This is a genomic window from Synechococcus sp. PCC 6312 (assembly GCF_000316685.1).
GTDB lineage: Bacteria > Cyanobacteriota > Cyanobacteriia > Thermosynechococcales > Thermosynechococcaceae > Pseudocalidococcus.
The window spans coordinates 949,337-969,558 of sequence record NC_019680.1; the positions used below are offsets into that span (position 1 = coordinate 949,337).

Annotated in this window: 17 protein-coding genes and 1 tRNA gene; 9 read left to right on the forward strand and 9 right to left on the reverse strand. The window is 47.8% G+C overall.

All coding sequences use genetic code 11. The features are described from left to right. Window positions 1-71: 71 nt before the first annotated feature. The 8 genes from SYN6312_RS04675 to SYN6312_RS04710 form a co-directional block, all read right to left on the reverse strand. A complete protein-coding gene (locus SYN6312_RS04675; RefSeq protein WP_015123711.1) occupies window positions 72-512 on the reverse strand; it encodes a hypothetical protein in 441 nt (146 codons plus the stop codon). A gap of 89 nt (window positions 513-601) precedes the next feature. Then, window positions 602-1,093 carry an AAC(3)-I family aminoglycoside N-acetyltransferase gene (locus SYN6312_RS04680; RefSeq protein ID WP_015123712.1) on the reverse strand — a complete coding sequence of 164 codons (492 nt, stop codon included), beginning with the start codon at window positions 1,091-1,093 and terminating at the stop codon, window positions 602-604. A 153-nt stretch (window positions 1,094-1,246) separates the two neighbouring features. After that, window positions 1,247-2,290, reverse strand: coding sequence for a class II fructose-bisphosphatase (gene glpX / locus SYN6312_RS04685; protein WP_015123713.1), 1,044 nt, complete (start codon window positions 2,288-2,290; stop codon window positions 1,247-1,249). Between the two features lie 496 nt (window positions 2,291-2,786). Then, window positions 2,787-2,859: transfer RNA gene (locus tag SYN6312_RS04690), tRNA-Trp, on the reverse strand. A 7-nt stretch (window positions 2,860-2,866) separates the two neighbouring features. Next, complete coding sequence (rplS, locus tag SYN6312_RS04695; RefSeq protein WP_015123714.1) at window positions 2,867-3,232, reverse strand: 50S ribosomal protein L19; 366 nt, start codon at window positions 3,230-3,232, stop codon at window positions 2,867-2,869. Between the two features lie 65 nt (window positions 3,233-3,297). After that, window positions 3,298-3,885, reverse strand: a complete 588-nt coding sequence (locus SYN6312_RS04700) for a rhomboid family intramembrane serine protease (RefSeq protein WP_015123715.1) — start codon at window positions 3,883-3,885, stop codon at window positions 3,298-3,300. Window positions 3,886-3,934: 49 nt separating this feature from the next. Beyond that, on the reverse strand, window positions 3,935-4,465 hold the full coding sequence (gene infC, locus SYN6312_RS04705; RefSeq protein WP_041431135.1) for a translation initiation factor IF-3: 531 nt from the start codon (window positions 4,463-4,465) through the stop codon (window positions 3,935-3,937). Between the two features lie 182 nt (window positions 4,466-4,647). Beyond that, entirely contained in the window at window positions 4,648-12,054 is a 7,407-nt protein-coding gene (locus SYN6312_RS04710; RefSeq protein ID WP_015123717.1) for a CHAT domain-containing protein, read from the reverse strand. Window positions 12,055-12,344: 290 nt separating this feature from the next. On the opposite strand from SYN6312_RS04710, the gene SYN6312_RS04715 reads away from it, so the two are divergent. Next, complete coding sequence (locus SYN6312_RS04715; protein WP_015123718.1) at window positions 12,345-12,599, forward strand: ferredoxin-thioredoxin reductase variable chain; 255 nt, start codon at window positions 12,345-12,347, stop codon at window positions 12,597-12,599. Between the two features lie 35 nt (window positions 12,600-12,634). On the opposite strand, the gene SYN6312_RS04720 is transcribed toward SYN6312_RS04715, so the two are convergent. Then, the gene (locus SYN6312_RS04720; protein ID WP_015123719.1) at window positions 12,635-12,943 is read right to left on the reverse strand and encodes a DUF6439 family protein; all 309 of its coding nucleotides are present in this window, start codon (window positions 12,941-12,943) and stop codon (window positions 12,635-12,637) included. A gap of 143 nt (window positions 12,944-13,086) precedes the next feature. Between SYN6312_RS04720 and SYN6312_RS04725 the strand changes: the two genes are divergently transcribed. The 8 genes from SYN6312_RS04725 to purC all read left to right on the forward strand — a co-directional run bounded on the left by SYN6312_RS04725 (window position 13,087) and on the right by purC (window position 20,208). Beyond that, the gene (locus tag SYN6312_RS04725) at window positions 13,087-13,455 is read left to right on the forward strand and encodes a hypothetical protein (RefSeq protein ID WP_015123720.1); all 369 of its coding nucleotides are present in this window, start codon (window positions 13,087-13,089) and stop codon (window positions 13,453-13,455) included. A 201-nt stretch (window positions 13,456-13,656) separates the two neighbouring features. Then, entirely contained in the window at window positions 13,657-13,854 is a 198-nt protein-coding gene (locus SYN6312_RS04730) for a hypothetical protein (protein WP_015123721.1), read from the forward strand. Window positions 13,855-13,957: 103 nt separating this feature from the next. Beyond that, the gene (locus SYN6312_RS04735) at window positions 13,958-14,191 is read left to right on the forward strand and encodes a photosystem II protein, Psb35-related (RefSeq protein ID WP_015123722.1); all 234 of its coding nucleotides are present in this window, start codon (window positions 13,958-13,960) and stop codon (window positions 14,189-14,191) included. A gap of 325 nt (window positions 14,192-14,516) precedes the next feature. Further along, window positions 14,517-16,049, forward strand: a complete 1,533-nt coding sequence (locus tag SYN6312_RS04740; protein WP_015123723.1) for an aminobutyraldehyde dehydrogenase — start codon at window positions 14,517-14,519, stop codon at window positions 16,047-16,049. Window positions 16,050-16,206: 157 nt separating this feature from the next. Further along, a complete protein-coding gene (locus tag SYN6312_RS04745; RefSeq protein WP_015123724.1) occupies window positions 16,207-17,055 on the forward strand; it encodes an MBL fold metallo-hydrolase in 849 nt (282 codons plus the stop codon). 247 nt (window positions 17,056-17,302) lie between these two features. Further along, a complete protein-coding gene (locus tag SYN6312_RS04750) occupies window positions 17,303-18,253 on the forward strand; it encodes an alpha-E domain-containing protein (RefSeq protein ID WP_015123725.1) in 951 nt (316 codons plus the stop codon). 52 nt (window positions 18,254-18,305) lie between these two features. Then, window positions 18,306-19,166 (forward strand): transglutaminase family protein, encoded by an 861-nt coding sequence (locus SYN6312_RS04755; RefSeq protein ID WP_015123726.1) that lies wholly within the window; start codon window positions 18,306-18,308, stop codon window positions 19,164-19,166. Window positions 19,167-19,446: 280 nt separating this feature from the next. Beyond that, complete coding sequence (purC, locus tag SYN6312_RS04760; protein ID WP_015123727.1) at window positions 19,447-20,208, forward strand: phosphoribosylaminoimidazolesuccinocarboxamide synthase; 762 nt, start codon at window positions 19,447-19,449, stop codon at window positions 20,206-20,208. Window positions 20,209-20,222 lie beyond the last annotated feature (14 nt).

Genomic DNA, 20,222 nt, shown 5'->3' on the forward strand with positions numbered 1-20,222 from the left:
ACCCAGGATATGCAATGCAGAAGACTATTTAGATATTTCTTGAAAAATTTTATTTCAGTTACTTAAGGCAACTAACGAACCTTGGTAGTAAAGCCGCTGGCCTTAAATTGTTCCAATTGGAGTGGGGTGGGTTGTTCAGCCGGGACACTAATGCGTAGTTCAAACTCACTCAGGCCTGGGGGAACAACTTCAATGGAACCAACTCGGGTGCGATTTTGCATAACCGGATTACCATTGGCATCATAAATTCGTCCAAATACATCCGCATCCACCACTGTCTTACCGGATTTATTTTCAACTTTGCCAACAATTAAAAAGCAATTAGCCTTCATCATTGTGCCACTGGTGACGGCCCCATCCGCCAATTCTGGAGGACAGTCCTGGTAGCCAACATCTACCAAACGCATTTGTACTACAGCCCAGGCCGGGGGCGGCACGATCAAGCCAGGCAGAACAGCACAACAGATTATCAATAGAACCATCAAGAAAGGTTGTAGGCTAATGGCGCGCATAGTCTGATATATCCGATGTTGATTGAGGATGAAGCGACTAAAACTTAGCCTAGCCCAAATTTCTAGACATTCGACATTTAACTGTACAACTATAATTTCTCTAAGCAACCCACCTCATGCTTGTGCTCAACTGGAATATCAAAATGCAGAACATCTTCGCGGATGCCAAGTTTGGTGTATAAGGCGATGGCTGGCTGATCCGCGTCTGTGGTGTCGGCCTGGACAAAAATGACGTAGGCTCCACGGTCAGCCGCTATCTGCTTTAGTTGTGTAATCAATGCTGTGGCTATGCCTTGGCGGCGGTGGCTAGATGCAACACCAAGATCGTAAATGTAGATTTCGCTGCGTTCCTGTTCATACTTTTTCAGCTCATAGGCGGTTAGTCCACCGACAATCTCACCATTTTTCAACGCAACCAGGCCAATAAATGAGTCATCCGCGAGTAATCGCTGCAAATAAGCCAAACTCGGCCGATTCTGTGTATAAGTGAGCAGGTCATTGAATACCACACCGAAAAGATCGTTAAGTCCGTTCATTAGAACCAGATCATTCGGCCCAAGGCGGTGAACATCTACGGACATAAGCAACTTCTAAAGTGCAAAACAATGATCCTAACAAGCATTCATCAATAAAGTAGAAATTTGTTGAAGCGAAAGCGTTGATCACGACTCACCAGGCCTAGGCCAAGAAATTAAGTATCCTGTACCCAGGCCCCGAAGTAGATTTTTGTCAACTTAGACCAATTGAATCGAGCGCGGCTGTTTCTCAAACATGTGAATCGTGTCCACAAACCGGGCTGTTTTCGATTGGGTGGAGATGACGAGGGATTGAGTCCGGGCCCCACCATTAAAGAAACGCACCCCTTTCATCAAAACACCGGGGGTAATCCCACAGGCGGCAAACAAAACGGTTTCTCCCTTGGCCAGTTCATGGGCATCGTAAATCTTGTCAGGGTCAGTAATCCCGGCCGCTTTCAGTTGCTCTAAATTGCCTTCTTTGGTTTTCCCCGCCCATTCTTTGGTTTTGACAATGGCTGGATCATAGACCAATTGCCCTTGGAAGTGCCCCCCCAATGCCCGCATTGCCGCAGCGGAAATTACCCCTTCTGGAGCCGCCCCAATTCCCATCAAGGCATGAATATTCGTCCCGGAAAAGGCACAGGACAAGGCCGCTGAAACATCACCATCGCTGATTAATTGGACGCGGGCTCCAGCCTCGCGAATTTCTTTAATCAATTCATCATGGCGTTCCCGTTTCATGACGACAACGACTAGTTCATCAATGGCCCGATCCAGGGATTCCGAGAGAATTTTCAAGTTTTCCGTAGCGGACTTAGAAATATCAACTTTACCTTTTGCCGCCGGGGGAGCCGCTAATTTCTTCATGTAGAAATCCGGGGCGGCAAATAATCCACCTTTCTCTGAAATTGCCAATACCGCCATCGAACCCGGCTGGCCATAGGCACAGAGATTGGTTCCTTCACAGGGGTCAACAGCAATGTCAATTTCTAAGAGTTCTTCCGGGTTACAGAATGCCTCAGCGTTTTCTTGGGTGCAAATTCCAACTTCTTCACCGATGTAGAGCATGGGAGCTTCATCCCGTTCCCCCTCGCCAATCACAATCCGACCCCGCATATGGACTTGATTCATCCGGGCCCGCATTGCATCCACTGCCACCTGGTCGGCCATGTTTTTGTCGCCTTTTCCCATCCACCGAGCCGAAGCAATGGCCGCTTTTTCGACCACTTCAATAATCTCTAAGCCAATGACATTATCCACGCCGTCTCAACCTCCAAAGTTTCTTTGTTATCGCCAGCAAAACCGACAGCAATCAACCATTAAGTCTATCAGGCGGGGGTAACGCCCTAATATTCCGCTGATGTAAGGAAAGGGAAGATCATCAACTGAGTTATCCAGCCAATCCGGTCAATCTGACTGGGGGGATGTATGGATCAGGATTTTACGATATGGACTCCCTTAAGCGAGCCTGTATCACCCTCTGTGTAAATTTACAGCAGATTGGGTTCATAGAGTCGTGAATCAAAGAAGAGTGGGAAAGATAGCCAGTTGATGTCAAGTCCAGGATAGAGCGAGGATTAAATGTTCTCTCTGTGCCGCTGTTGTCTTCATCCGACTATGCCGCCAAATCCAAAAGTCTAATTCAGTGACAAATGAGGAGTACTTAGCTTCAGGTGACAACGTTTTGTGAAGACAGCACTAAGTTTTTAACGGTGTCAAATAATTATTTAACGCACATCATGTTTTGAAAAATCAACGCGCCCTGGAGGACTTGAACCCCCGACATCCGGTTTTGGAGACCGACGTTCTACCAACTGAACTAAGGACGCAGGTTGCCTAGGTGAGGGAACGATCAAAACGAGCTTCAATCCGAGCGGCCTTACCAACCCGATTACGGAGATAGTAGAGTTTTGCCCGCCGGACTTTCCCACGTTGAATAATCTTAACACTCTCAATTCGGGGGGAATGCAATAAAAATACCCGCTCCACACCGACACCCTGAAAGGTTTTACGGACAGTAATCGACTTACTAATTCCACTGTTGCGCATAGCAATCACATCCCCTTCGTAGGGCTGCACCCGTTCTTTTCCCCCTTCTTGGATGATGACTCCAACTCGCACTCGATCTCCAACATTGATTGTGGGTAAATCGGTCTTCAGGTGTTCGGCTTCAATGGAACGAATGATTTCTGTGGCGTGCATGATCGTGTTACAACTCGCGGTCTCTAATCATAACCCATTGGCAGGTCAAAATCTAGAGCCTGAATTTATTGTGCCTGGGACATTCCCTGAGGAAGAATCCGGGCCGCCAGGCCACCGCCAATCAGGCCAAACAAATGCCCTTGCCAAGAAACCCCCGGCACAATAGGTAATACGCCCCAAATTAAACTGCCATAGCCCAATAGGACGATAACTGAGAAGAAGAGAGCCACCCAACTCCGTTCAAAAAAGCCCCGCAGCAGGAGGAACCCCAAATAGCCAAAGACTACGCCACTAGCCCCGATGGTAATCGTATTGGGAGCTGCAAATAGCCAAACCCCCAGGCCACTGACCAAAATCACAATCATGCTGACCTCAATAAACATATCCAGGCCGCGCAGGAGTACCCACCAGCCCAAGACTAAGAATGGTAAAGTATTCGCCAAAAGATGGGCAAAATCAGCATGGAGAAAGGGGGAGAAAATAATCCCAGCCAGGCCGGGAAGACTGCGGGGGGCAATTCCAAAGCGATCCAACCCATCCCGAAAAAACAGTTGATTAGCTATTTCAATCCCCCACATCAACCCCACCAGGCCAAACATTAACTGCCCGTGGGTTTTGATCTCCTCCAGAAGGCCCCGTTTTTCTGTGGTCATGGTTTGCGACTAAACGTTTTCCGCTGGTAGTGGGATTAGCCCCTGGAGTCTAACGCTTGGGGGCCAAGAACATGATCATATTCCGCCCTTCCTGTTTGGGGGCCTGTTGCAATTCTGCTACTGCCTCTAAATCGGCGGCCATCCGTTTCAGGAGGGCCTCGGCTAGGTGAGAATGCTGGATTTCCCGCCCTCGGAAAGTCACGGTGGCTTTCACCTTATCCCCGGATTTCAGAAACCGCTCGGCCTGGTTAACTCGGACGTTGTAGTCATGCTCCTCAATCTTGTAGCGCATTTTTACCTCTTTAACATCAGAAGTATGTTGCTTCTTGCGGGCTTCCCGGACTTTCTTTTCCTGTTCGTACTTAAATTTGCCATAGTTAATGATTCGACAGACGGGGGGATCCGCTTTATCACTGACCAAAACGAGATCGAGTTCCTTCTCACGGGCGATCACCATTGCTTCGGAGGGGGCCATGATCCCCAGTTGACTTCCATCTGTATCGACAACCCGAATTTTAGGAAAACGAATCCGTTCATTGATATTGGGCTGATCTTGCTGGCTTTTTTTGATGAGTACCACAGGCGTTAAAACTGAATAGGGATAATAGTGATAAAGCGGAGCCTTGCCCTTCACTAAGAAATGACAAAACGGCCTCTTTTCCAGGCTAAGGCCATTGTAAGCAATAACTAAATGCTCTTGGCAACTATAGGAAAGTCCCTAGATAAAATTAAGAATAACAAATCTATCCCAGCCGATTCCTCTTACCAAGGACTGCCAATCATTGTAAACGCGGCCCAATAGTAGGGGTGATTCAGGAGTCGGTTAGGGACATTGGCCAGGCCTGGGGGAAGTTTAATGGCATTGGGCCGGCTTGCGGAGATTAGTTCACCGTTTTTGATGGAAACCTGCCCGCGAATCATGGCTAGCTGGGCCTGGCGGAGGGCTTCGGCTTTAATGGGGGCCTGGCCCAGTTGCTGATAAAACTCCGTCATTAGGCCTAATGTGCCCTCATCGCTGACGTACCAGAGACTGGCTAAGGCGGTTTTAATTCCAGATTGAACAGCTAGCCCAGCAAATCCCAGTTCTGCTTGCTCATCTCCCACCGCCGTCCGACAGGCACTCAGAGTAAGAAGGTCTGTAGTGGGTAAATTGAGCCGGAGTCGCCGCATTTGCTCCAAGTTGACGCGCCGATCACTAAAGGCAATAAAGGAGTCTTTGACCGAACCCGGATTAAACTCCCCATGAGTTGCGAGGTGGACAACTGCGAAATCTTGCCGACCCCGTTCGGATTCTAGTTTCCGCACTGTAAAATCTTGGTTGAGGAATTTCACACCTCCGCCCAAATCCTGGGTAATGGTGGCTAACTCAATCGGGACAGCCGGTAAAGGAGCTAGATCGGGGAAGGTTTCTGCACCCATCGCTAAAATTTTGTCTTTGCGAATATCGCGGTAGGTGGGATTAATAAGACTCATGCTGGGTATCAACCCCAGAGCATACTCCTCAACCAGGAATCGCTGGCCATTATGTAAAGCAGCTAGGGGAATAGTGCGTAATCCCGTATCCAAAGAGAATAGGAGGGTATCTACTTTTTGGGATTGAAGGTCGGCTTGCAGCGGTTGAATGAGAATTTGATAGAGCTTCTGGGCATTGCTTAAGTAGGCATTAGTGCCAATAAAGCGTGGATCACGCACCTGATTGCTAAATTGTTGGGCTAATTCGTTGAGTTGGGCTTGTGTGACTCCAGGGATGACGTGCCGGATTGGTTCTTGGATACCCGTGACCAGGAGTAATTCCACCTGTTGCGGCCGACTCAGGACATAGATTACGCTAGGATTCTGGCCTGTTTGATTAGCAATCTGAGCCAAAATACCTTTCACTTCTTCTAAAGATTGCGGACGTTTACACAGAGAGCGACCAAAGTAATTGCTGAAGGTTTGGCATTGCAGTTCTTCAAACAAAGCCACTTCAAGGGAAAAGTCTCGGTTAATTAATGTTGTTGGTGGCGGATTGACCAGAGATAAGGCTGATTGACTGTTCTCTTGCCCCTGAAGCACGACACTGGCCTGTTGTTTTTGTTCGGGAGTTAGTGCGCCAAGGGTAATTAGCTCAAAGTTACCCACAGTGGTACTGACTGGGAAGGTTTGATTACTAATGGTGTTATTCGTACCTGTTGTAATGGCTCCCGCTGTCCCATTTTCACTTGTTCCACCAACTACAAAGGGAGCCGCACTATTGATTTGAATCCTAATGTTGCCGTTACTGATGCCCCCGGCTGCGGAAATGCTGGCATCTACCCCATTTTGATCGGTAAAGGTACTTGTGGACTCGAACCTACTATTGGCATTGACGGTAGCGCTCCCCCCGGCCTGGCTGCCTTGAGCGTTAATGGAACTAACTTGAATGGCATTACCAATTAAGCTAACATTGCCGCCATTGCCTGAACTGTTGCTGGAGTTGATTGGACCTGTGGCGATGTTATTGGCGGCTTGTAAGTTAATAACCTGGCCATTAGAGGAAATACTATTAAAGTTCAGATTGCCGTTGGTGGAGCGGAATGCACTGTTGCTTCCGATAATGGTAGCTGGGCTATTGAAGACTTGATTGCCAGATGTGGTGACTGTCCCGCCGACATTTATATTTCCGGTTGTGGTTAGTGTGGTAAGAGGTGTGATTGATCCTACGTTGCCATTGAAGTTAATCGCACTGGCCTGGAGAATAAGGTCTGCTGCCCCATCGAGGGTACTGTTAAAGGTGATACTTCCGGCATTAGAAGCGAGGGTGGTGAGTCCAGTAATGGTGACAGCCCCATTGTAAGTTTGGGAATTCCCTGTCGTTGTAACGTTGTTTGAAATTGCAACCGGGCCTGTGGCCGTTAAACTTGCGACATTAACCGGGCCGCCTAGTGTGATTCCGCCCAAGCCATTCAGGGTTACGTTGCTGGCATTACTAATTGGGCCTGTGCTGACCAAGCCATTGGTGCTAATCATTATGGCCTGACCTGCCGTTGAAATGCTACCTGTGGTGATATTACCGGAGCCTGATGGAATTTGGGCAATAGTATTCAGGTTGATCCCACCAGCAAGGAGAATTTGTAGGTCTGCGGCGCTTGAAAATGTCCGAAGAGTGACACTAGCATTATCAGTCCCGATGATACTAAAACCTTTAGTATTGATATTACCTAGGGTTCCTAAGACAATGGGATCAGAAAAACTCACATCACTGGCTAAATTAATACCTCCTCCTGTACCTAAAACCAGAAGCCTAAATCCATCGCTTAAGGGAGTTAAGTTACTAGAGTTAATGGTTAATGCACCCTGCGTGCCCAGGGTTAGGCTTCCTGTTCCACTGACACTGCCTGCTCCCCCATTGGCCTGGAACGCATCAGCAAGTAAGACAACATCTCCACTGCCTGTGTTGAGAGTACTATTAAATCTGATGAGGTTGGCATCTAATTGCAAAGGAGAACTGAGTGTTGCACTGTTAATGATGACTGAATTTGTAAACGTAAGGTTATTATCAACACGAATATTACTGGTAATGACTGTTGGGCCATTGGCGATAAGGTTACTAGGAGTTACAGAATTCCCTACCGTTGAAAGATTAATTCCTTGAGTACCGGTCAAAGTCACATTTCCGCTAGTATTCAAAGCTCCCGTTGTCAAGGTTCCCGCTGTGAGTAACGAAATGTTCCCACTGTTACTAGTGACTGTTCTGATAGTAATCGGGGTGGGAATTAAGTTAATAGTTGGGTTGGTTATATTGCTACTAGTAGAAACAATCATTGTGCCTGTGTTTGTAGTCAGATCCTTCGCTGTAATACCGCCAGGTCCCTGTAAGGTAATCCCAGCACTACCTGTTGCTGTAATATTTTGGACATTAATAACAGGTGCAAAAATCTGAAATGGGTTACTAACCGTTAAATCATTGGTTACAGTAACACCACTTGGGCTGGCCAGACCAACCAAACTAAAACCACTGCCCAAGGGTGAAAGGAGAGTTGAATCAATTGATAATGTACTATTACCTGTGAGAATAATGCTTCCTGTTCCCGACACACTCCCTGAACTGCCATTGAAGTTAAATCCATTTGCTTTAAGGGCTAAATTATTTGCACCTACATCCAGATTATTATTAAACGTGAGTGTTCCCGCCGTAGATTCCAGCACTAACGGATTAAATACCGTTGTCGGACTAGTGGGAATAATATCTACATTACCGATATAAACCTGACTGCCTATGGTTTTGATGTCATTGGTAATGGTTGTTGTATTGGCACTAGTGGCATTGATACTCAGAGAACTAGGGGCCGTTGTTCCACCGATCGCACCATTAAGGTTAACATCACTGCCTTGTAGGTTGAGTGCACCCATCGTATTGATTGTACCAGTTGTCAGATTGCTACCCGTGGTGGCCTGGATTGGCCCTGTGGTACTGCTGAGATTACCAGTACTGATGTTGCCAGACGTAGATGCTAGATTAATCGGCCCGGCCAAAGTTGTCACGGCAGAAAGGTTGATGTCTGCTGTATTGGTGGTGATGTTGATCGCCCCATTTTGACTAACAAGGGATCCAGCATTGATAGCTCCACCGATACCGGCAATACTAAGAGTCAGGTTGCCATTGCTACTATTAATTGGTCCGGTTAAAATTTTACCCACATTATTTTGAAGTGTTATGACACCATCATTAGAAGCAAGTGTTCCAGATGAAGTATTAATATCCCCAATATTGCTTGTGATATTAATAGCTTGTCCAGCAGTAGTAATATTTTCAGTGGTAATGTTCCGATGAGCGCTTAACGTTAGTTTACTACTACCAATATCAGCTAAATCATTCAGGGTAATGTTACCGTTTGTACTAGTTACATTGATTGCTCCCACACCTAAAAGACTGTTCGCTGCTGGGGTAAATGCCCCTAAGTTGATATCATCGTTGGCTGTAATATTAACTTGTCCCAGGCCCATTGGGCTTGCAATCGTCCCAGAGACAGTGGAGATGTTAGCTCCAGAAAGGGTAATATTGCCGGAATTGCTTGAACCTGCACTATTTAGGTTGCCCGTATCAATATTGCCTTGAGTCAGTAAGCTAATGTTGCCACCATTACTGGTAATTGGGCTGACAATGGGGCCTGTAGTCGTGTTAATAGTCAAAAAGGTGAGGTTACTGTTGGGATTAAAGCGATCCGTCCCAGTTGTAACAGTAATATCGCTACCTTGAGTGTTTAGACCAGTCACAAATAACTGATTTTCAAACCCCTGAATGGTGAGAGATGCATTACCAGTTCCAGTAATTGTAAAGTTATTTGTGTTAATCCCAGGCCCGAATAAAACCAGGGGGTCTGTGACAGTGAGATCACTTGTTAAGGTAACTTGAGTTGAGGACGGGGCCTGACTGATAAAAGCAATGGATTCAAACCCATCGGCTAGGGGCGTAATGACCGATTGATTGACAACCAAGGAGTTATCGGAGGCAAAGGTAATTCCCTTGGTTCCACTCACACTGGCCGTCCCGCCATTAAACCCCACTGCGTCTGCACCATTAGTGAACAGCTCTAGGTAATTGGCCCCAGCAGCTAGAGTATTGCCAAAGGATAAAATGCCGTTTTGAGAGGTTAAAGTTAATGGACTGGTGGACGTGGTGGGATTACTAGCATTAATGGTGACGGCTCCGGTATAAAGCTGATTGCCAGAGGTTGTAATTGAGTCCCGAATTGTTGTTGGGCCAACGGCAACTAAACTAATGGGAGCAAGCGAGCCACCCACTTGTCCATTGAGAGTAATACCGTTCGTGGCCTGGAGTGTGAGAGTCCCAGACGTATCTAATGAACCCGCTGCCAAGGTTCCAGTGGTTAGGAATGCTAAAGGACTATTGCCACTATTCACTGAATTTACAACAATTGGAGAGGCTAATAGATTAGTCGTAGGGTCGGTTTGGCTGGCACTAGTTGAAGCAATGATTGGCCCATTGGTAGTAGTAAGGTTATTAGTAGTAACACCCCCAGGCCCCTGTAAGATGAGCGAGTTATTCGCGCCAGTTACAGAAATATTGTGGCCCTTGGTATCAATTTTGAAGTTATTAACTGTGCTGGGATTAAGGGGATTAAAGCCAATTTGGAGAGGACTAGCAACCGTAATATCACTACTGAGTTCAACAGCAGTATTTGATTGACTTGCTAGGCCAATGAGACTAAATCCACTAGCAAAGTTTTTGATCAGGTCTTGGTTAACGGTAAATAGTCCATTTGTTGCCAGAGCAATCGTACCACCAAGCCCTGTAATACTGCCATTACCCCCATTAAATTGAAAGTTGTTAGCAACTAGAGCAACAAGGTTACTAGTAATTGAGAGTTGATCATTAAAAATCAAAGAACCAGTGGTGGATTCCAAGGTAAATGGCACAGAAGCATTACTATCAGGTGCAATACTAACAAAGCTGCTATAGGTTTGATTACCCCTTGTCTTAATGCTTTGCTGGAGTTGAGTCCAAGCATCAGTTTTTGTGGTTAGAGTCCTCATCGTTAGCTGCTGTGGGCCAGCAATGGAAATTTGATGACTTACATTAGGATCAACCGGCCCACCCGCGGAGTCTCCGGCACTTAAGGAAACATTTAAGCCGGAAAAGCTACTGTTAATGCCGCCCAACAAAGTAATTGCTCCGGAAGCAATCATTGAGAGGGTTGGTTGGTTATTCGCTGTGTGGTTGATTTTAGCATCGGCGTTTTGAAGAATATCACCGCCACTGATATCAATATTGGTAGTTAAGGTAACGTTGGTATTGCTGTTTAAAGCAGAATTGATCAGCCCAACATCAATTACAGATGTACCAATCGCTCCACCCCCAGATGCGACAATTGTAATCGCTGTCGGATCTAGCAGCCAAGTTCCAGCCGCCCCTAAATTTGCCCCTGCATCAACACTGCCACCCAGAATACTGAGGATATTTTTACTAGAGGTTTCAATAAACCCGCCATCCCCTCGAAGCGTTCCCCCCCGAGCCGTAATTTGCCCACTAAGCCTGGTTTGATCCTGTGACCATAAAATTACTCGTCCCCCATCACCCGTGCTGAGAGCATTGGCCGCAATCACAGAGTTGGCCTCTACATTCACAAACTGGGCCTGGGGTAGGGTATTGCCGCCTTGATAATCCCCACCAATCCGAATCGTGCCCCCACCCAATCGGCCATCGGCGTTCAAATTAGCCCGCACTAGACTGATCTCACTCCCTAAAACTGTTAGTGAGCCGCCCAAATTGGCCTGTCCCACGTTGAGAAAACCACCTATAGCAGTCATGCCAGGTGCGTAGGGAATCGCCGTAGTCCCCAGCCGAATTGAGCCATCGGGATTAACCGAAACCTGAGCAACGTGTCCCGCCCCAGGCCCTGTGAGGAGTTCCGGCAAACTTAAAATTGGTAATTGCCAATCATTGGGTAATGAGTCGCCCGGTTGGGGTGTGCGGACATCAAGGCTTAGGAGTTGCCCGGCCTGGGAAATACGGACTAAGCTTTGGCCAGGAACTGCTGCGACCGTAATTTCGCCCCCTGGAGCCGAGAGATTGCCCGTGTTGACCACATTCCCACCCAAAAGCAGGAGGGACTGGCCGGGATTAACACTGAGGTTGCCTTCATTGATAATTGACCCGGCCTGATTGCCTGTAAAAGCAAATCCGAGCGGATTCCCGACTAAATTTTCAAAATTGTTTTTCCCCGTCAGGCTGAACCATCCCCCCCCAAATTCGGCTCCGGTGGCTGTGGTGGCGGCAAAGGCGGCGGGGACATTCAGTTGGGCATTGGCTCCAAAAATAATTCCGGCCGGATTGAGTAGATAAAGATTTGGATTTCCGCCGCTGACTTGGAGCAGGCCATTGATGACAGAAGGATGACCGCCACTGACCCCCGCCAAAATGTTCCGCAGCTGAGGATTGGCTAGAAAATTGGCAATTTGTCCATTGTTGAGACCAAACTCCCGAAAGAGGTGAAAAAGGTTACGACCATCTCCAGAAAATGCCCCACCCCTGATGTTGTACTGCTGGCCATTGACTTCAACAACTGTTCCTGTGCCATTGGGAGCCGGAATAATCTGGACGTTTTGGGCCAAAGCCAAAGGCATGGTGAGGACAGAGCCAAGCACCCCCAGGCCAATCTGCTGCCATGAAATCCACTGCTTGACCATCACTACTCTTGCCCTCACCTAAGTCCCAGCTACCCCAGCGATTCACGACTAGGGCAAGGATATACAGCTAGTTTTACCAAAGCCTTCTCCTCTGGGCAAGACGGAATGGGTCAATTTTTATGTATTTCAGGTTTCCGTAACATCTCTGAAAACCAGTGACCTAAGGATAGAGCATTCTCAGGATTGAGGATTAGGTAATTCGACTGTAGGGGGAATCCCCTCCTCCGGTAATCTAGGAAAAGACGTTTGTATCCACCGCCCTATTTATTAACTAACCCAGAGAATTCCCTATGATTGCGTCAGAGAAAGAGAACTTTACCTTAGGTATGGCAGTGCGGGTAAAAAACTCTGTGTTGGTCTATCACCATCCTGAGCATCGTGGGCAAGCCTTTGACATTCAGGGCTTAGTCGGCCATGTCACAGGTATACTACATGAGTGGCAAGGGCGACCGATTAGTGCAAACTATCCCTACTGTGTCAAGTTCTCCCCAAAGTTTTCAGCTCACCTCCAGGCCAGTGAACTAGAACCCGAGACCGATGCTTAAGTGCAATGGCCAGTTCTCAGATAACTCCCACTGTTTTACTCTCTAAATGCCCCAGCATTCACAGACTGCTTTTTTAGCCCATGATCGGGACAAGGTGGGGCTTTAATACTCCGGTCTAGCCAACCTACGGCCTGTTGGAGCCGACTCAGAGCTTCCTCAGGATTGCTTTGGAGAAGATAGACCAAAGCGGCGGCGGCTTGTTCTTGGGCGCGGGCCTGGGGATTATTCTTGAGACGATGCCAGTCTTGGGAGGAAATCATCAGGGTTTGCAGGAGAGCCTGGGCCAACTCCAAGGGATGGCTGCTAGGGTCAGGCTTAGCTGGAGAGATGTGCGGTTCAAACATGATTCGAGTTTACCCTGGCTTTTAAGATGTTTTTAGAGTCTAGGTGCAAGGTAATGGCCCAACATGATTCCAGTTGATCCGGTTAATTGAAGTAAACGGACTGCTTTTGTTCTCTTCTTGTTCATTATCACTGCCCCTTCCCTATGACCTCTCCCCCATTGCCCCCACCCCATTCGTCTGGAGAGGATTCCGCCCAGGATGCCCTAGCTCAGGCTTTTGAGGAAACTCAATCAAGGCTCCAGGCCTGGCAAGAGAGCTATCACCAAATCCAAGCCACCCAGGCCAAGCTGAGCCAATCCCAATCCCAGGGCCTAGATGCAGAGGTTCAACGCCTCCAACAACAACTGAAGGAGCTTGAACTGGACTTGGCACTGACGATTGTCCTCAGCTTGGGTGATGCGGCTAAAGACTATTGGCAAGACATTCTGAAGCAAGAGAGTTTCTGGCAGTTTCTCCGTTTTGCGGGCATTGGCTTTGTCTTGGGCCTGGTCGTAAAAGCCTTGATCGGTTAACCGCCCCTTGTCGTACCATCTTTCTCCATAACTTTCGGGGACAACCACCCCTAGTTGAGGCACGCGGGGCGAATCCTTATCAGGCCTGGGGATACAGAGCGAGACCGGGAGATTCTGTAACAAAAATTTGCAATTTTGTAAAACTTCTGTTACATTAGTTTACATAAGGTTACAAAGCTCAATGTTAAGAGGGTTTATACCGTGTTTGCTCCCCTAGTCTTATTGGTTCGTTCTTGGATGGGTACAAAAGAATTCAACCGTTTTCGGGGTCAGGCCATTGCTCTCCACGCTCAACTCATTTCCCGAGTTTGTGACCGTCTTGGCCTAGATCGAAACTATCGCCAGAACATGATCCGCTTAGCGCGTGACAATGGCAAACGGTTGGGGCTGTTAGCTTAATTTCCCACTTCTGCTTTGGTTTTAAGGCTCATTGGTTTGATGGTTTTTCCCTGATTTTGACGTTGAAGAGTAACAATTTTTCGATTTTTTGGAGGCTACAATTATGGTTTTATTAATTTCATTGTTTGTTGTTGGTTGGGTTGCGGCGGCCGTCATTGGCACCCAAGCTTATTTTCTCGGTGAGCAGTCTAAGCCTATTCATGAACGCAACTGGCGGTCTGAGTCCTTTGAACAAATTGCAAAATCTGTCACGGGGCAAGGAACCGACTATGGGACTCGTGTACCTGGGTTTGAGGTTGTGGATGCCTACAACAGTGGTTTAATTCCTGATGCTTAAGGACTGAGTGAGAAGGAGTGAGATTATTTCATGCCTTCTGACTGTCTGAAAACCAAGGAAAACTGGAGATAAAAACTAAGGGTTTGTCACAGGCCAGGCTAATCAACTCGTTTGATTGGTTCTGGTTTTTTGTTTGGTAATGATCTACTGATGCATCGTTCACCAGTTCTACCGATCACATCGCAAATTGGGAAATTGTTCATCTCGAATTGACAAAACTACTCTGCCCAGGCCAGGGTATTTCGACCACAATTCTATTTATTAAACTTCACTTGATCTGGATTGTCACCTCACAGAAATTTAGTCTATCCTGAAAATTGGTTAAATGCCTGTCAACTTGCACGCTATCTACGTCCAGGCCCCGATTGAGGTTTTTATGACACCACGCTACAGGATGCTGATTGGGTCTGAACTTGTCCCCGCCGTTGAAGGTCTTTGGCAATCCATCATCAACCCATCTACAGAAGAGATTATTGCCGAAGCCCCCCAGGCCAATGCAGTGGATGTGGATCTCGCCGTACAAGCTGCCCAAAGAGCCTTCCCGGCCTGGTCAACCCTTTCCCCTGGAGAACGGAGTCACTATCTTTGGCAATTGGCAGTGGGCCTGGAAAAATATAGCGATGAACTGATCCAACTCGAAAGCACCAATGCGGGCAAGCCAATCAAACTGGTCAGGAACGGAGATGTCCCTTTTGCCATTGATAATTTGAAATACTTTGCTGGCCAGGCCCGTGTGATTGAAGGCTTAGGGACAGGGGAAGTGGTCGGGGGCTATACCTCAACCATACGGCGGGAACCCATTGGTGTGATCGGCTCCATTACACCGTGGAATTATCCGCTGATGATGGCCGTGTGGAAATTGGCTCCAGCCTTGGCGGCCGGAAATACGGTTGTCATCAAACCTGCCCCCCAAACCCCCCTAACGAGCCTTAAGTTGGGAGAGATTGCCCAGGAAATTGGCTTACCCCCAGGGGTCTTAAACATTGTCACCGGGGGCACAGAAGTCGGTGAGCCATTGGTCATCCATCCCCAAGTCCGGATGATTTCCTTTACAGGTTCCACCACCACCGGCAAACGGATTATGGGATTAGCGGCCCATAAAATGGCCCGGGTGCATTTGGAACTGGGCGGCAAAGCTCCCCTAATTGTTTTGGCTGATGCAGATATTGAGGCCGCCGCGCGTGGAGCCATTGTCGGCAGTTATGTCAATACTGGCCAAGACTGTACGGCGGTGACGCGGATTTTAGTTGAACGCCAGCAGTATCATCATTTCCTAGACCGATTTACAGAACTCTCCAAGCAGGTGCGGATCGGGGAGATAAGCTCCGAGGCAACGGATATGGGCCCCTTGATTTCTGCGTCACAAAAAGAGCGGGTGGCTGGATTTGTGTCACGGGCCCAGGCCGCTGGGATTAAATGTCATTGGCAGGGCGAGGTTCCAACCGTCCCAGGATTTTACTACCCGCCTACTATTTTTGTTGAAGCCCCCACAGATAGCGAGATTATGCAGGAAGAAGTGTTTGGGCCGGTGGTGATAATTAATCCGGTGGACTCCGTTGATGAAGCGATTACCGTGGCCAATGATGTTCGCTATGGTTTGGCGGCTTCGGTTTGGACAAAGAACATCCACCAGGCCTGGAAAGTGGCAGCGGCGTTACAATTTGGTACGGTTTGGGTGAATGATCATTTGCCTCTGTGTTCCGAGATGCCCCACGGTGGCTTCAAAGAATCTGGATTTGGCAAAGACCTGTCCCGCTATGCTTTTGAGGAATATACCATTGCCAAGCATGTCATGTTTGATCTCACAGGTGATGCGGAAAAGGGCTGGCATTTCTCAGTTTTTGGAGATCCTCAGTAAGCTCTGTGGTCGCACTCCGCAGTGATCCTTGTCCTAGGGGAAACATTGATCTTGATCACTACCGATGCACAGTCGAATGTGGGAGCCTTAAGTTCAGGTTAAATAAGTTACATCATCGGTTTTAGAGTAATTTCCTTCGTTGATTGGTAAGCCTTCCATGTTTCAGTCTCCCTTGATTGTCCGGTTTTGGGGGGTACGAGGCAGTATTCCATCTCCAGGCCCCCATACAGTTCGCTACGGCGGCAATACCCCTTGTGTGGAAATCCAGGCCGGGGGGGAGCGACTCATTTTTGATGGCGGGACTGGCTTACGAGTTTTGGGTGAGGAACTATTAAAACATTTACCCATCACTGCCCATGTCTTTTTTACCCATACCCACTGGGATCACATTCAAGGGTTTCCCTTTTTCCAGCCAGCGTTTATTCCAGGTAACTGTTTTTACATTTATGGAGTCCCTGGGGTTGATGGCCATAGTATTCAGCAATGCCTGAACGACCAAATGCTCCATCCTAACTTCCCAGTTCCCTTACAAATTATGGCGGGCGCGCTGAAGTTTCAAGATCTAGGGCCTGGAGAAGTGGTCAAAATTGCCGATACCATCATTACCAATCAACGTCTTAATCATCCTGGCGGTGGAGTAGGGTATCGCATCGAGTGGCACGGCCAAGTGATCAGCTACGTCACGGATACAGAGCATTATCCAGACAAGCTAGACCCCGCCGCGCTTAGTTTGGCTAATCAGGCCGATGTGATGATCTATGATGCCACTTATACCGATGCCGAATATTACTCCCCTGCCCAGAGCAAAGTAGGGTGGGGCCATTCCACTTGGCAAGAAGCTGTTAAACTTGCCCAAACTGCCCGAGTCAAACACCTCGTTTTGTTTCACCACGATCCCACCCATGATGACGAATTTTTAGATGAAATTTGCCAACTCGCCCGACAAGCCTTTCCCAATACGACCATAGCCCATGAAGGATTAATTTTATCTCTAGGTGCTTCTTAATATTTCTGTTTGTTGAGAACAGCCTATCCAACTGGAGTAAGTATCGAGCCAATGGGCCAACGTTCAGTCGGGCCGATCCCTTTAGAACTGAACAAAAATAAATCAAGGAAGCTTGTTTTGAAAAGGTTTATCGGGGTTTATGCCTCAGAATTATAAGTAACGCGATAGTCTAGATTAAATTAGCTAACATTATTTTTAGGCTTGCAGAAATTTTGTTCCTTTGCCAAAGTTGTTGGAAACCAGCCCTATGTTGAGTCGTGTTGCTGATGCTATTTACTGGCTGAATCGGTATATTGAACGAGCCGAAAATATTGCCCGCTTTGTAGATGTAAACTTAAATCTGCTCTTAGATTTACCCATGGTAGGCGAGCAGTGGCATCCCTTAGTTTTGACCACTGGAGATCTGGCCTTTTTCCAACAGCATTATGGGAATCCTACCGCTGAGAACGTGATCCAATGTCTCACCTTTGATAGTCATTACCCAAACTCGATCTATTCCTGTATGCGGGCGGCGCGGGAAAATGCCTCCTCCATTCGAGAAGTAATTTCCTCGGAGATGTGGCTAGAGGTGAATAGTTTTTATGCCTTTGTGCGAGACGCAGCCAAAAGTCAGCCCCAGGGAGATATTGCTGATTTCTTAGCTAAGGTTAAACAGGCCAGCCATTCGTTTACAGGGGTGATGGATGCAACAATGACCCATAATGAGGGGTGGCATTTTGGGCAGATGGGGCGATTGCTAGAGCGGGCGGATAAAACCAGTCGGATTTTGGATGTGAAATATTACTTACTCTTGCCTTCTGTGGAGGATGTGGGGTCTTCCATTGATGAGTTGGGTTGGATTGCTCTGCTAAAGTCTGCCAGTGCCTATGAAATGTATCGCAAGCGGGGACAACATCGGATTACACCTGCTGGAGTCGCGGACTTTTTGATTTTAGATGCTGAGTTTCCCCGGGCAATTCGCTCTTGCTTACTCCATGTTGAGCAGTATATGTATAAAGTTACGGGAACACCAATTGGCTCTTGGAAGCTCCCTGTGGAACGGGTCATTGGGCGTTTGCGTTCAGAGTTGGATTATTTAACCATTGAGGAAATCATTTCTCGCGGAATGCATGAATTTCTAGATCAACTGCAAACCCAAATTAACCAAGTGGATCAAGAAATCTTTAATACGTTTTTTGCATTGGAGGCCGTTGCTTAGGGATATTGTCCTGGAACTTGGATCCAATTCAGTAAATACCTTCAGGATACTTGTGCGTTACTTCATTCAACACCAAACAACCTACAATTACGCCCAGGCCATTGAACTTTTACCCCATACGATCCGCCTCCGGCCAAGGGTTTCTGGGTCACAATTGCTGCATCAATTTAGCTGTCAAGTGTTACCGCTGCCGCAAAACCAAACCCTAGTCTTAGATGCAGAAGGAAACTCGGTTATTCATCTCTGGTGGGGGCGACAACCCACTCAGCAACTCCAAGTTCAAATTACGGCCGAGGTGGAAACCTTATGTACCAATCCCTTTAATTTTGTTTTAGAACCCTGGGCAACCCATTTTCCACTCAATTATCCCACCCTCACCCTCCATAGCCTCCAGGCCTATCTCACCCCACCCCTACCCCCCGTTGGGTTTGACCCGGTTGCCTATCAATTGGCCCAAGATATTGCCCAGGCCTGTGACAGCAACATCATCCTCTTCCTAAACCAACTGACCCAAAAACTTTATGAACACAGCACCTACCAAATTCGGGAAGTTGGCTCTCCCTGGCCCCCCTGTTTGACCTGGCAAAAGCAATCCGGTTCCTGTCGGGATTTAACGGTTTTGTTTATGGAAGCCTGTCGCTGTATGGGGTTGGCGGCCCGGTTTGTCAGTGGCTACCAAGAAGGGGATACCGACAGCACTGAGCGACATTTACATGCTTGGGCAGAAGTCTATTTACCGGGGGCTGGCTGGCTGGGCTATGATCCAACCCATGGTTTAGCGGTGGCGGATCGGCATATTGCCCTGGTGGCGGCGGCTCATCCCCTCAATGCATCTCCAGTGAGCGGTTCTGTGCGCGGATCAGGGGTTCAGTCAGAGATGAGTTACCAACTGGCTATTTCTGTTTTAGCCTAAGGGACTGCCCCAGATTGGGATATGGCGTTACGCAGACAGAACTAGATGAGTTGAAGCTCTAGAAGCCTGGCCTATTTCGTATTATCTAGGGGATCACCACGCGACTATCCATGGGTAACGCTATGCTATGCCGGGTCTAGGCTTCACGGTTCTGATTCAAAGCTCTACAAGGAGCCAAGCTAACAATAGGAGATCTGAGCAAAAGGTGTCAAAATGGCTAATATCTGCCTTTGTATAAGATTAGTGAGCGGATACGCCCTTTGTCCTGATTTGCCTGACTATGACTGCAACCAATCACCCAAATCTATTTGACCTAGCCCCAGAACATAAACTCTATGAGGGTAAGGCAAAGATTATCTACAAAACCCCAGATCCCCAGGTTTTACTCGCCTATTTCAAGGATGATGCCACAGCGTTTAATGCCCAAAAAAAGGGTGCAATTGTCGGCAAAGGACGGATGAACTGCCAGATTTCCAGTCATTTATTTCGTTACTTAGCCCACCAGGCCATTGCCAGTCATTTTATGGATCAGCTTGCCCCCGATGTCATGCAAGTCCAGGCTGTAGAGATTATTCCCCTGGAAGTGGTTGTCCGGAATCGGGCTGCTGGGAGTCTTTGCAAACAAACGGGCCTGGAATTGGGGCTGGTTTTGCCAGTTCCATTGGTAGAATTTTATCTGAAGGACGATGCCTTGGGTGATCCCCTCCTGACCCCAGATCGCTTAAGCCTGCTGGATCTGGCCAGTGCTGCCGAAATTGCCCAACTGCGGGGCCAGGCCTTGAAAATCAACAGTCTCTTGACCCACTTTTTTCAGGACTGTGGCATTACCCTGGTGGACTTTAAGTTAGAGTTCGGTCGCAATCCCCAGGGCAAAATTTTACTAGCCGATGAAATTAGTCCAGATACCTGTCGTTTATGGAACCAGGCCGAGTCAGATACCAATCGCCGGGTTATGGATAAGGATCGGTTTCGTCAAGATTTAGGCGATATCGAAGCTGCCTATAAGAGCGTTATGGAGCGGGTTTTAGCGCAGGAACTCTGACAAGGTTTTCAATG